Here is an 11,952-nt window from a genome sequence, read left to right on the forward strand (position 1 = left end):
CCTACTCGGCCGACCCCTCGCGTGAAGTGTTGAAAGACACCGTGCGGGGCACGTAGCCGGCCACCGACACGCTGCGAGCTGCTGCGGCCGCTGGGGCGGCCTGCTGGGGTGCTGGTGCCGGCCTGGCCGCCGGCGTCGCCCGCTGGGCCACCGTCGCGGGCTGGCTGGGCGTCGAGGGCGTGGCCCCGGCCTTCGTCACGTCAAGCGTGACGAACCGAGCTTCGAGCCAATCGGCCCACTTCGACGCCTTGCGCATCAAGTCGGCCCGGTACACCGCGTTGTACTGCGGCGTGCGCGAGTGGTAGTTCGCCGCCTTCGTCCAGAGGTCGCCCTTGTCGTTGCGGATGTGCATCCGCAGCCGCCAGGCGGCCAGGTCGAACGAGTAGCAGCCGGCAGCCGCCACATCGTTCGCCGTGATGCCGTATCGGGCCAGGTCGCCCAGGTACGCGGTGTTGAACTGCATCGGGCCAACGTCATGCGTGCCATTCGAGTTGCGCACCCACTGGCCCGGCTTGCCGCCCTCTTTCTCGGCGACGGCCAACACGATGTTGACCGGCACCTCGTACTTGACGGCGGCCGAGATCGAGCAGACGACGCGCTCCTGGAGCTGCGGCGGCAGATCGGCGAAGAACGGCATGCCCTCCCCTCCCTCAGTTCAGCCAGGACTGACGGCGGCGCTCTTCGTCCTCGCGCCGGATGCGTTCGTTGTACTCGGCCAAGGCGCGGTCATAGTCGCGCGCTTCGACCCAATACCCGCCCCGCTCTGGCGTCCCGACATAGCGCGGCAGCGTGCCGCTGCTGGCGAAGTCGGTGTAGGCGTGGCCGGTGTAGGCCCCGCAGTAGTCAGGCAACTGGTTGCTGATGTACGTGCGCCCATCGTCGTAGCCGCCCGTCCACATCACCAACGTCGAGTTCAGCGACTGCGCGTCGCAACGGCCAGCGCCGCGCGAGATCGCCGACACGAGCGACTGCATTTCCGGCGTCTGGCTCGCCACCGGGCAAAGCTGGAGGAAGTTCAGGCGGGCGCGGATCGTGTCCGACAGCTTGCGCTTCGTGATGTTGAAGTACCGCGACAGCGACGGCGTGCATTCGCTCGGGCGCGTGCCCGACGACAGGCACAGGATCGCCTCGCAGGCCAGGCGCGTGTCGCCGGTCAGCACGTCTTGCGCGCTGGCCGTGCCGGCGGTCGATCCGAGGGCTGCCACGAGGGCGGCCAGGGCAAACAGTTTCTTCTTCATGGTTGGACTCTCCTTGGTTACGCAGTTGTGCCGTCGCGGCCTTGCTCGCGGTTGGCGAACGCAGCTACTTCGGACTCGGGATCGGCATCGGCGGGGCCGCCTGCCAGGCTGTTGTCGCCGAAGCTCGGCGCGGGCTGCTGGTCGGGCACGTCGATGTTCTCGGCCGTGCCGCTTCCTTGCGCCTTGATCGCGGCGGCGATCTTTCCGCCAGTGGTGTCGGCGATCCGCTCGGCTGCGGCTTCGCGCAGGCTCGCGGCTTTGGCCTTGGCAACATCGGCGGTTCCCTTCGCCAAGTTCGCGCCGGCGTCGGCGGCGATGCGGCCGGCCGTGCCGAGGGCCGATGCGGCCGATGCGAGCAAGCCGGGGCCGGTGCTGCCCGGTGCGGCCTGCTGCCCTTGCCCTGCCCCGCCGGCGGGCTTGGGTTCGTTCTTGGCGGCCTTGTCGGCACTGCTGCCGGTGCTGGCCGTCGAGCTGCTGCCCTGGCCGCCGGCGTCGGCTTTGCCGCCGCCCTTATCGCCGCCCTTCGAGCTGCCCGAGCTGCTGCCGGTCGAGGGGCTGCCGCCACCCGACGAAGAGCCACCGCCGGAGCTGCCGCTAAAGCCCGCAGCCTGAGCGAAGGGCGTGCTGCCGGTGCCGGCGTCGCCGCCGCCGCCCGCACCGCCGCCCGAGCTGCCGCCGCCCGAGAAGGCCGACATAACGTCCGTGCCTGCCGACACGTTCTCATTGGCCTTCGAGAAGGCGGCCATGACGGCAGAGGCACCACCGGCGGCCGAGGCTGCGCCGGCGGCCAGAGCGGCGCCGCCGGTCGCGGCCGCTGCTGCTGCCATGCCTGCGGCACCCAACGCAGCGCCTGCACCGAACTGGCCGATGCCGGCACCGCCCACGCTCGCGCCGGTGATGATCCCGGCGATGAGCGGCGGAATCTTGTTGACCAACGCCAAGAGGATGATGACGACGATCAGCATCACGCCCATTTCCTTGAGGCTGATGCCGGCGCTCATGCGCGAGTAGTAGTCATCGAGGAAGGTCTTGCCGATGCCCACCAGGAGCACCATTGCGAAGAGCTGCGCGGCCACGCCCAGGACGACCTTGTAGTAGTTGATCGCCATGTCGGAAGTCCAGCGCGAACCACCGAAGCCGAGGAAGAACACGCCGCCGTAGGCGAGCACCCAGCCCGACGCGAGCAGCAGAAGCATATTCACACCGACCAGGGCCAGGATGACCAGGATCGCCACGGCCATGAGGATGCCGGCCATGCTGTCCACCGGCGACCACACCGAGGACTGATCCATCACCTTGTCGAAGATCGCAAAGCCCACGTCCACGATGCCCGAGGGCGACAGAGCATTGCCCAGGCCCGTCGCGTTGCCGGCGAGCTGCCGCAACGACGCATAGATGGACGAGGCGAAGTTAGGGCCGTTGGTCAGCGCCCACCAGAAGAAGCCGGTAAAGATCGTGAAGCGGACGAACTCCGCGAAGAACTCGCCAATGTCGGCCTTGCGCAAGGCCATCATGCCGAACGTCCAGACCATCGAGATCACAACCAGCGTCCAGAAGAGCCAGGTTGCGGCCGTGGTGATGACACCGGCCCAGCCGCTCGCGGCGGCCTGGTAGCGATCCAGCACGCTATCGAACACGCCGGCGTTGTCGATGGCCGCGTGGGCATCGACCGCGAAGAACGCCAGCCAGACGAACAGCGGCAGGGCGAGGGTTTTTAGATTGGCTGGCATTCTCATCGTCAGCACCTCACCATTCGCGTTTCGGGCTGGGCTTGAAATCCCCACCACGACGCAAGCACAGCGACGAAAAAGCCTGCTGGACGCCCTTGTCCTCGATCTTGGCGATGTTCTCGGGCTTGCAGTTCTCGTCGTTCACTTCCGGCATGGGGGCCGTGGCCGGCTTGTTGTCGCAGCCGGCGACCAAGGCCGCCACGAGGGCGGCCGAGGCCAAGGACAGAGCCTTGATTGCTTTCATGAATCCCCCTTACCAGGTGCGCGCCGGGCTGGCCCGGTAGCTGCCCTGGCGCAGTTGTGCGGCCGCTGCCGCCTGCTGGGCTTCCTTGTCGGCGTCGGCCTGCATCTTGGTTGCCATCGCGTTCTGCTGCGCGATCAGCAGGCCACGAATCTGCAAGAGCTGGTTGGCCTGCTGGCTGGCGAGCTGGTTGGCGTAGCCGATGGCCTGCATTTGGCCCTGCGCGCCCTGCGCTGCCGATTGAAGACGCTGCAACGTCGCTGCATCGGCCGTGAGATTCGTTTGCTGCCTATCGAGGCCCTTGAACAAGGCATCGTTGGCCTTCTTCTGCGACTCGCTCGCGAGCTGGGCCACATTCCGAAGTGCTGCGCGTTCCGCGTCGGAGCACCCTGCCGCCGTAAAGCACGGCGAGTTCTTGTAGTAGTTCACGTCCTGGAACTTGCCGATGTAGCTGTCCAGGCTGCCGAGTTGGGTCTTGTAGTAATCCAGCGTGTTGACCGCGTTCATCAACCCGTTGATGGTCGATTGCGCCTGATCCCAGATATACGCGGCCGGGGCCATCGTGTTCTGGAGTTGGTTTTGATACTGCTGGAGCTGGGTGCTGTACTGCTCAATTTGCTTGAGCGTCTGGGCCACCGATTCGATGGCCGTCATGATGTTCTGCGACAGGTTGGTGCCGTCGATGACGGGGATGCCAGCCTGCACAGGTGTGACCGCCAGCGTGCTCGAAACAGCAATGACGAGGGCCAATTTAGCGGCTAAAAACTTCGGCTTCATGGTGCTTTTCTCCTATGGCGTTAGTAATCGAAGGAACGGTACGGCTTGGAAAACGTCATGTCCTTCGTGACCACGACGTTGAAGCGATACCCCGGCCGAATTTCCAGCGTCGGCGAAATGCTCAGGTTCTTGGCGATGAGTTGCGCCGTAACCTGGCCGAGCTGCTGGCCGAGGGCTTCGCTTAGGGCACTGCTGGCGCTCGGTGCGCCATAGGTGTTTGTGGCCTGGTTCTGGCGTTGGCTGTAGGTGATGCCTGCTGTCACGCCGGACATGAGGAAGGCCGAGCCGAACAGGCGCACATAGTGGTTGTTCACCTGGTCGTGGAAGCCCGCGTATCCCGCGCTGTCCGCGCCTGGCATCGCGCCAATGTCCATCGCCTTGCCATCGGGGAACACGATGCGTTGCCACGCAACCAGCACGCGCGCTTGGCCGTAGGCCACGTCGCTCGAATACGAGCCGACGAGGCGCGATCCCTGCGGGATCAACAGGTGCTTGCCGGTCGGTGTGTCGTACACGTCCTGCGCGACCTGGGCCATGATTTGGCCCGGCAGATCGGAGTTGATGCCCGAAATGAGCGTGGCCGGCACGACGAAGCCCGCGCGCAGCTCGAACGGTGTGCGCGGCGCTTCCGGCTGCGAATCCAGCTTCCAGCGGTCGCCCTGCCCACCTTGGCCGAACTGCGCCATGCTGTTGCGCCCGCCGCCGCTGGTCGAGGTTTGCAGGAGCTGCGGCGCACCGCCCGCGCCCATGCCGCCGGCGGCCGGAGCCGCGCCGCCACCACCGACGCCCATGCCGCGAATCTGCGCCAGGCGTGCTTGATAGGCGGCGGTCGGATCGTTGCTGCGCTGCGCGTCGATTTGCTGCTGCACCGCTGCGATGCGGTTCAGCATTTCATCGCGCGTCTGCGGCGTGCCGGTGTAGGTGCTCGGGCCACCCGGCGCGGAGCCGTTGCTACGCGGGGCATCCACGCGCACGGTGGTCTTGGCCTTCACGGCTTCGCCGAACATCTGCATCTTCGCCATGCGGATGCGCTGGGCCTCGTCGTCGTTCACCGGCTGGCCCGGGTTGCCGGGGTTGGCCGGCGGGGCCGGCGGCGCGTCCGGGTTGGACGGCCGCGCGATCTCCAGCGGAGCCGACGCCGGGCCGGTCGGCATGTCGGGCACCTTGAGCGGGCTTGCCGGCTCGATCAAGCCGCCGGTCTTGTCGCCTGCGATCTCCTTGGCGAACATCGACGTGTTGCCGGCCTTCTCCTTGGGGCCGTCCGCCGGCGCGTTCTGCTTGGCCGCGCGATCCGCCGCGACCAGGGCCATGACCAGCACGAACGACAGCAGGACGCCGCCGAGGATGTACATGGGCATGTTGTTGACGCGACGGACGCCCGCCTTCTTGGACACTTCGCCAGGCGAAGCGTCAGGTGCCATCTGATCGGCGTTTTCTGTCATGGCGTCACTCCTTGCGCACCCAGTACCCGGCCGGCGCGAACGTGCCGTTTTGCGCCAGGTAAGGGCGGGTGATGGATTGATTGCCGACCATCAAGGTCAGGCGGTACAGGTTCGAGTCGCCAGCCTGGTCGAGCACGTAGCGCAACGGCAGGCCGCCCGACGCGGCCGTGGTGGCCGGTGCGCTCGCCTGCGATGCCGCCGAGGCCGGGGCCTGCGTGGAAGCGCCGGCCGGGGCGTACTCCAGGAGGGCATAGCCCTTGTCGCGCAGCGACTTGACGAGCGCCTGGCCGAACGGATCGGGCGTCGGCTGTTGCAGCTCCAGGCGCGTGCGCGCCGGCGCGTACAGCGTGGCGAGCTGCTGCACCGCGTCGGTGGCGAGCTTCTGCTGATCGAGCGCGGCCGACTGGACGAAGTTGCCGTACTGGCTGGTGGTTGCGCAGCCGCCGAGGCCCAGGGCGAGGGCGAGCAGCGCGAGAGAGACGATCTTGCGCATGGTCACTTCCTCCGGCTGATGGTCACGCGGTCTTGGCTACTGCCAACACCGGCAATCAGGATCGCGCGGTCAAACACCGTGTCCACGATGTAGCGATTGCCCTGCACGCGGTAATTGACCAGCACCGTTTCGTCGTCGGTGAACAAGCCGCCCTCTTTGCGCACGACCAGGAGCGTCGGCGCTTCGGTCTGCTGCATCGTGCCGGGCATTTCGATGATGGTCTTGCGGCCATCGTTGTAGACGCGCACAGGCTTCCAGCTCGCCGACCCGGACAGCTCATAGTCGAACGAGAGATCGCCCAGGTACTCGCCCGTCGCCGGCAGGGTGTTGTCGGTGCGTTCCTGCTTCTCGCGGCGCTGGATCGCGTCCCACTTGGCTTGCGCTTCCTCGGGGTACGTGAACGAGACTTGCGGCATGTACTCGGTGCGATGCGAGCGCAGGCGGAAGTGGTAGCTGCGGCGGTTCGTGGTCACAACCAGGCTGGTTTCGAGGCCCACGTCCATCGGCTTGATGATGAGGTGCTGAACCTCGGTCGCGCCGCTGCCGGTGATGGCCGGTTCCACCGTCCACCTGGCCGTGTCGCCCAGGTTGATCGAGTTCACTTGTTCGCCGGGCTGCAAGGCCACGTCGCACACCTGGAGCACCGCGCAAACGATGCTCGGCTGCTGCGCGCCGTACACGAACTTGATGGCACCGCCCGAGCCGGCCACCGGCTTGATGCCGGTCGCCGACCCCGCTTCCCACCGTTTGGCGATGGCGAGCGCCGCGCGCTCTTGAGCGGTCAGCGTCGGGTTGGTCTTGTTGAAATACTTGTCGGCAATGTCGTCGCCAGGGGCGGCCAGAGCCAGGGAGGGCACCGCCACAGCAGCGCCCACGATCAAAGCGGAGAGGGTTTTCTTCATGGTGGATGACCTCGAATTCATTGGATGCGGGACCAGGAGTAATCACGCACGTAGATGCTCAACGGGTTGTTCCGCAGTTGCTCATCGGTGGTGTTGGGCGTGACCTCGGCGATGTAGGTAGTCACGAGCGCGCGCCAGGTGACGGGCTGACCTTTCAGCGTGCCTTGGCGGTCGCGCGTGGTTTCCACCCACTCGACTTGCCAGGTGTCGGGCGTTTGCGGGATGACGGTCTTGATCTCGACGCTGACCATTTCCTTCTCGGCGCGCTTGAACGGGCTGGAATCGGGCGTGCCGTTCAACCACTCGTTCATCTTTGGCGTCGCCGGATCGTTGGGGGCGAGCATCGAGTACGCCTTGAACACGCACTTGCGCTGCAAGGCCACGTCAGGCGACACCATGCGCGCGCAGCTCATCCAGTCCGCAACGGCGGCGTGGATGACACGCGGATCGGCCTTCCCTGCGGCCTGCACCGGGCCGGCGGCCACCGTCTGGCCCAGCTTGTCCACCTCGACCACGTAGGGGATGAACTTCGACTGGCTGCCGATGTGGATCACGCCACCCACGCCGGCCAGCGCGATCAACAGCGACAGGATGCCGATCACCTGCCAGGTTTGGCGCTGCGAGACGACGCCGCCCACGTGATCGTTCCAGGTGCGGCGCGCGGCCAGGTAGGGGTTCTCGGCCTCGCCCGCACGGCGGCCGCCGGCGAGCGGTTCCTTCGAGCGGCGCGGATCGCGCGGCTCGGCGGAGTTGGCGGGCTTCTTGAAGATCAAGCCCTTGAGGGTGTCGGCGATGCTCATGCGGCCTCCAGGTAGTCGTTGAGATTCAGCCCACGGCCGGCCAGCCACTCATGCACCCATTCGTGGCCGAACTTGGCTTCGAGGCTCTTGATGGTGGCGACCGATTCCTTGTCGGACGCACCGACGAAGGCCAGGGCCATCGGCCCCAGGGCAAGGTCATAGAGACGGCGGCCGTTCTCCGAGACGTAGTAGTACTGACGCTTCGGAATGGCAGTCGCCAGGATTTCGATCTGACGCGCGTTGAGGCCCATACGGCGATAGAGCGCCGATGTGTCCTCATCCCTGGCGTAGACGTTGGGCAGGAAAATCTTGGTCGCGGTCGATTCCACGATCACGTCCAAGATGCCCGAGTTGGCCGCGTCGGAGAGGCTTTGCGTCGCCATCAGCACAAGGCAGTTGGCCTTGCGCAGCACCTTGAGCCATTCCCTGATCTTGGCGCGGAACGCGGGGTGGCCCAGCATCAACCAGGCTTCGTCCAGGATGATGACGGAGGGCTGGCCTTTCAGTGCGCGCTCGATGCGGCGGAACAGGTAGAGCAGCACCGGCAGCGCGAACTTCTCGCCCAGGTTCATCAGCTCTTCGATCTCGAACACCGTGAAGTCGGACAGCGACAGGCCGTCCTCTTCGGCGTCGAGCAGGTGGCCCATCGAGCCGTCCACCGTGTACTGCTTGATGGCCTCGCGGATCGCCTCGTCCTGAATCGTCACCGAGAACTCGGAGAGCGTGCGCGCGCCGCTGGCGTGCATGCTCATGATCGCGTTGCCGATCTCGTTGCGCTGCGCCGGCGTGGTGTTGACGCCGTTCAACGCCAGGATGGTGTCGATCCACTCCATCGCCCAGGCCCTATCCCCCTTCGTTTCGAGGAACTGGAGCGGGCAGAACGCCAGGCGGTCATCGTCGGCGGCCACCGTGAAATGCAGGCCGCTCTTGCCCTTCGTGGCCGCGCGGATGCCGGCCGCGAGTGGGTACATCGACATGCCCTTGTCGAAGGCGTAGATCGACATGCCGGCGTAGCGACGGAGCTGCGCGGCGATGATGCCCAGGTGCGTCGATTTGCCTGCGCCGGTCGGGCCGAACATGAAGGTGTGGCCCAGGTCGCGCACGTGCAGGTTCAGGCGGAACGGCGTAGCGCCCACCGTCACGCAGTGCATGAGCGCCGGCGACAGCGGCGGGTACATCGGGCACGGAGCCGTGGCGCTGCCCGTCCAGATCGAGCTTGTCGGCAGCAGGTCGGCCAGGTTCATCGTGTTGATGAGCGGCCGGCGCACGTTCTCGACGCCGTGGCCGGGCAAGCTGCCCAGGTACGCATCGAGCGTGTTGATCGTCTCGATACGGGCCGCGAAGGCCAGGCGGTTGACGGCCTTCTCGACCAGGAGCGCGGAGGCCGCCAGGCGCTCCCGATCCTCGTCCATCAGCACGACCACGCTGGTGTAGTAGCCGGCCGCCACCAAGCCGCTGTTGACCTCGGCGATGGCCGCCTCGGCGTCGCCGACCATCGCGGCCGCGTCCTGGTTGATCGAGCCGGTATTCGTGTTGAACACCTGATCGAAGAAGCCGCGAATCTTCTGCTTCCACTTCTTGCGGAACTTGTCCAGGTGCTTCAAGGACTCGTGCTGATCCATGAAGATGAAGCGGCTCGACCAGCGGTATTCGCTGGGCAGCTCGGCCAGGGCCGAGAGCACCCCAGGCGTTGACTCCAAGGGGAAGCCTTCGATGGCGACCACCTGGATGAACTTGCGCCCGATCTTGGGCACGACGCCGCCCCACAGCTCTTGCCCGCCGATTACCGCATCGAGGTACATCGGATTGCTGGGCAGCATGACCGGGTGATGGAGGCCCGTCACGCAGAACTGCAACCAGCTCAGGAAGTCATCGTGCGTGACTTCCCTGCCCTCTTCCGACACGACTTTTTGGCCGCGCAGGCGCGTCATCTTGACCGCCGAGGACAGGCGCGATTCCAGGCTGGTGATCTCGCGCTTGAACTGCGCAATCAGGCCCGTAGTGCGCGCCGTATGGTCGGGAGCCACCGCATCGTCATCGAACATGAGTTCGACAAACTTGCGCTGGGCCAGCACTGGCGGGAACCACGTGACGGTCAGGACAAAGTAGCCCTCGAACATCGCGCCCAGGCCCTCGAACAAGCGCCGGCGTTCCTCGTCAATGGCGAAGGAAACGGAGTCGGGGAACGATGACACGCCCCGCTCCGAGTAGTTCGGCGCAGGCCGACGCACAGCATCGACATGCACCATCCAGCCGTTCCCCAGGCCCGCCAGGGCCTGGTTGATGCGGAACGACACCATTTCCCGCTGTTCCTCGGTGCTGCTGGCGTTGTCATCCCCCTTGTACAGCCAGGCGGCCATAAAGGAGCCGTTCTTGCCCACGATCACGCCGTCATCGACCACGGCGGCGTAATTGAGCAGATCGGCCAGGCCGGCATCCTTGGCGCGATGCTTCTTGAGCTTCAGCTCGGCATCGACAGCCCGGATGCGGGCAAAGAGGATGAGCAACAGAACCGCACCGAGCACAGCAATGGCAATTGCGATTGCTTCGATCATTTGTATTGCTTCCCTTGACTCGGCGTGTTGTCACGGAAGGGCGTGCTGCGAGCCGGGTAGTACGGCTTGTACCGGCGGTGCCGCAGGTACACGTGTCGCAGCTTCGGATCGGCCTTCGCCATGAGGCGCAGCGCGAAGAGCGCGCCGAACCACAAGGCGATGCCGAACACCGTTGCCCTCACTTCTTGGGCGCTGAAAATCAGCGCGCCGGCCAGCAGGCCCGAGAACATCACCAGCTCACGATCCCCGCCCATGAACAGGTTTTCTCGGTTGCCGGCCCTACGGATGGGGATCGCGCGCAGAGCCATGACTTACCCCGCGATGTGGCCGCGCTCGGCCCAGCGCATGACGGCTTCGCCGGGGAAGCCGGCCACGTCCAGCGCGGCGACCTTGACCTGGTGCAGCGCGCCATCGGTCAGGGCGGCGATTTCCGCGCCACGGCCGAAGAACGTGCTCATCATGTTCTGCGCGCCGACCAGCAGGGCCATGACCAGGACGATGAAGATCAACGTGCGGAAGAAGCCGTTGAGTTCGCCGCCGAAGATCAGGATGCCGCCGGCGACCACGATGCCGATGATCGACAGCGCGAAGGCCACCGGGCCGGTGACGGAGTTGCGGAGGTTGGTCAGCCAGCTCTCATACGGCAGAGAGCCGCCGGTGCCCTCGGAGGCGAATGCGTGCTGGGGGGCCAGCAGGAAGAACGCCAGGAGGGCGAAGAGGCCCATGTAGAACAGGGCGTTGCGGTTGAGGCGGAATGCCGGGAAGGTTGCTTGCATTGGTCGTAACTCCTAGTCAGAGGGTTTTGGTGATGTACTGGCCGTTGGCGAACCCGGAAACCTCCAAGATTTCCTGGATGCGCCGCGAGCCTTCGACGCGGGCGATATGAACAACCACGTGAACCGCCTCGCCGATAAGCGGTTCAATGGGTTTCGGGGAATCGGGGTGCATGCTGATGAGCATGGCGAGCCGATCCAATCCAGCTTTGGCGTTGTTTGCGTGCAGGGTTGCAGCACCTCCTTCGTGCCCGGTGTTCCAGGCCATCAACAGATCAAGGGCTTCGGGGCCGCGCACCTCGCCGACCAGGATTCGGTCGGGGCGCATGCGGAGGGTGGTTTTCAGCAGCGCCGTCATGTTCACGTCGATGCTGGTGTGGTACTGGACGTAGTTCTCGGCGGCGCACTGGATTTCGCCGGTGTCCTCGATGATGAAAACCCGCTCGGTCGGGTCTTGAATCACCATCTCGTTGATGATCGCGTTCACCAGCGTGGTCTTGCCCGAGCCGGTGCCGCCGATCACAAGGATGTTCCGGTGCGCGCGCACCGCTGCAATCAATGCCTCGCGCTGCGGCGCGGTCATGATTCCGCGTTCGACGTACTGATCGAGCGTGAAGATGGCGACGGCCTTCTTCCGAATGGCGAAGGTGGGTGCGGGCACAACCGGCGGGAGCTGGCCGGCGAAGCGACTGCCATCAAGGGGCAGCTCGCCTTCCAGGATCGGCTTGGAGCGCGTGACTTCCTTGCCGTGGTAGCCCGCGATGGTTTCGATGATGGCTTGCGCCTGCGCGACGCGCAGCGTGCCGATGCACTTCATCGGCTCGCCCAGGCGTTCGAGCCAGAGCTTGCCGTCCGCGTTGAGCATGATTTCAACGGTCTTGGGATCGTTGAGGGCGGCCAGCAGCTCCGGCCCCATGTCGCGTTCGAGCTTCTTCTTCGCCCGTTCCTTGATGCTGTTGTGTTCTGGTTTCTGGTCGGTCATTCCGTATGCCCTGTATGCC

Annotated in this window: 13 protein-coding genes; all 13 read right to left on the reverse strand. The window is 65.6% G+C overall.

The annotated features are described in order from the left end of the window. Nucleotide 1: 1 nt before the first annotated feature. The 13 genes from BAMB_RS32950 to trbB are packed head-to-tail and all read right to left on the reverse strand — an operon-like array spanning nucleotide 2 to nucleotide 11,933. The gene (locus BAMB_RS32950; protein ID WP_011114052.1) at nucleotides 2–637 is read right to left on the reverse strand and encodes a transglycosylase SLT domain-containing protein; all 636 of its coding nucleotides are present in this window, start codon (nucleotides 635–637) and stop codon (nucleotides 2–4) included. A gap of 13 nt (nucleotides 638–650) precedes the next feature. Then, the gene (locus BAMB_RS32955) at nucleotides 651–1,238 is read right to left on the reverse strand and encodes a TrbM/KikA/MpfK family conjugal transfer protein (protein ID WP_010890138.1); all 588 of its coding nucleotides are present in this window, start codon (nucleotides 1,236–1,238) and stop codon (nucleotides 651–653) included. A gap of 17 nt (nucleotides 1,239–1,255) precedes the next feature. Further along, nucleotides 1,256–2,974, reverse strand: a complete 1,719-nt coding sequence (trbL, locus tag BAMB_RS32960) for a P-type conjugative transfer protein TrbL (protein WP_011114051.1) — start codon at nucleotides 2,972–2,974, stop codon at nucleotides 1,256–1,258. Nucleotides 2,975–2,984: 10 nt separating this feature from the next. After that, on the reverse strand, nucleotides 2,985–3,212 hold the full coding sequence (gene trbK, locus BAMB_RS32965; protein WP_000644148.1) for an entry exclusion lipoprotein TrbK: 228 nt from the start codon (nucleotides 3,210–3,212) through the stop codon (nucleotides 2,985–2,987). A gap of 9 nt (nucleotides 3,213–3,221) precedes the next feature. Continuing rightward, nucleotides 3,222–3,986 (reverse strand): P-type conjugative transfer protein TrbJ, encoded by a 765-nt coding sequence (gene trbJ, locus BAMB_RS32970; protein ID WP_010890135.1) that lies wholly within the window; start codon nucleotides 3,984–3,986, stop codon nucleotides 3,222–3,224. 20 nt (nucleotides 3,987–4,006) lie between these two features. Then, the gene (locus BAMB_RS32975; RefSeq protein ID WP_011114050.1) at nucleotides 4,007–5,428 is read right to left on the reverse strand and encodes a TrbI/VirB10 family protein; all 1,422 of its coding nucleotides are present in this window, start codon (nucleotides 5,426–5,428) and stop codon (nucleotides 4,007–4,009) included. Between the two features lie 4 nt (nucleotides 5,429–5,432). Then, a complete protein-coding gene (locus BAMB_RS32980) occupies nucleotides 5,433–5,921 on the reverse strand; it encodes a conjugal transfer protein TrbH (protein ID WP_006122479.1) in 489 nt (162 codons plus the stop codon). 2 nt (nucleotides 5,922–5,923) lie between these two features. Continuing rightward, a complete protein-coding gene (trbG, locus tag BAMB_RS32985; protein ID WP_006122480.1) occupies nucleotides 5,924–6,823 on the reverse strand; it encodes a P-type conjugative transfer protein TrbG in 900 nt (299 codons plus the stop codon). A 17-nt stretch (nucleotides 6,824–6,840) separates the two neighbouring features. Then, nucleotides 6,841–7,623, reverse strand: coding sequence for a conjugal transfer protein TrbF (locus BAMB_RS32990; RefSeq protein WP_006122481.1), 783 nt, complete (start codon nucleotides 7,621–7,623; stop codon nucleotides 6,841–6,843). After that, on the reverse strand, nucleotides 7,620–10,178 hold the full coding sequence (locus BAMB_RS32995) for a VirB4 family type IV secretion/conjugal transfer ATPase (protein WP_011114047.1): 2,559 nt from the start codon (nucleotides 10,176–10,178) through the stop codon (nucleotides 7,620–7,622). Before BAMB_RS32995 ends, BAMB_RS32990 begins: the two co-directional genes overlap by 4 nt. Next, nucleotides 10,175–10,486, reverse strand: coding sequence for a conjugal transfer protein TrbD (locus BAMB_RS33000; protein ID WP_001207961.1), 312 nt, complete (start codon nucleotides 10,484–10,486; stop codon nucleotides 10,175–10,177). Before BAMB_RS33000 ends, BAMB_RS32995 begins: the two co-directional genes overlap by 4 nt. Nucleotides 10,487–10,489: 3 nt before the next feature. Further along, complete coding sequence (gene trbC / locus BAMB_RS33005) at nucleotides 10,490–10,954, reverse strand: conjugal transfer system pilin TrbC (protein WP_011114046.1); 465 nt, start codon at nucleotides 10,952–10,954, stop codon at nucleotides 10,490–10,492. A 16-nt stretch (nucleotides 10,955–10,970) separates the two neighbouring features. Continuing rightward, nucleotides 10,971–11,933 carry a P-type conjugative transfer ATPase TrbB gene (gene trbB, locus BAMB_RS33010; RefSeq protein WP_000132020.1) on the reverse strand — a complete coding sequence of 321 codons (963 nt, stop codon included), beginning with the start codon at nucleotides 11,931–11,933 and terminating at the stop codon, nucleotides 10,971–10,973. Nucleotides 11,934–11,952 lie beyond the last annotated feature (19 nt).

The organism is Burkholderia ambifaria AMMD, from assembly GCF_000203915.1.
Lineage (GTDB): Bacteria > Pseudomonadota > Gammaproteobacteria > Burkholderiales > Burkholderiaceae > Burkholderia > Burkholderia ambifaria.

Bases quoted from the DNA above. Each gene is read 5' to 3' on its own strand.
- BAMB_RS32950 (WP_011114052.1), bottom strand. From the start codon at position 637: ATGCCGTTCTTCGCCGATCTGCCGCCGCAGCTCCAGGAGCGCGTCGTC.
- BAMB_RS32955 (WP_010890138.1), bottom strand. From the start codon at position 1,238: ATGAAGAAGAAACTGTTTGCCCTGGCCGCCCTCGTGGCAGCCCTCGGA.
- trbL (WP_011114051.1), bottom strand. From the start codon at position 2,974: ATGAGAATGCCAGCCAATCTAAAAACCCTCGCCCTGCCGCTGTTCGTC.
- trbK (WP_000644148.1), bottom strand. From the start codon at position 3,212: ATGAAAGCAATCAAGGCTCTGTCCTTGGCCTCGGCCGCCCTCGTGGCG.
- trbJ (WP_010890135.1), bottom strand. From the start codon at position 3,986: ATGAAGCCGAAGTTTTTAGCCGCTAAATTGGCCCTCGTCATTGCTGTT.
- BAMB_RS32975 (WP_011114050.1), bottom strand. From the start codon at position 5,428: ATGACAGAAAACGCCGATCAGATGGCACCTGACGCTTCGCCTGGCGAA.
- BAMB_RS32980 (WP_006122479.1), bottom strand. From the start codon at position 5,921: ATGCGCAAGATCGTCTCTCTCGCGCTGCTCGCCCTCGCCCTGGGCCTC.
- trbG (WP_006122480.1), bottom strand. From the start codon at position 6,823: ATGAAGAAAACCCTCTCCGCTTTGATCGTGGGCGCTGCTGTGGCGGTG.
- BAMB_RS32990 (WP_006122481.1), bottom strand. From the start codon at position 7,623: ATGAGCATCGCCGACACCCTCAAGGGCTTGATCTTCAAGAAGCCCGCC.
- BAMB_RS32995 (WP_011114047.1), bottom strand. From the start codon at position 10,178: ATGATCGAAGCAATCGCAATTGCCATTGCTGTGCTCGGTGCGGTTCTG.
- BAMB_RS33000 (WP_001207961.1), bottom strand. From the start codon at position 10,486: ATGGCTCTGCGCGCGATCCCCATCCGTAGGGCCGGCAACCGAGAAAAC.
- trbC (WP_011114046.1), bottom strand. From the start codon at position 10,954: ATGCAAGCAACCTTCCCGGCATTCCGCCTCAACCGCAACGCCCTGTTC.
- trbB (WP_000132020.1), bottom strand. From the start codon at position 11,933: ATGACCGACCAGAAACCAGAACACAACAGCATCAAGGAACGGGCGAAG.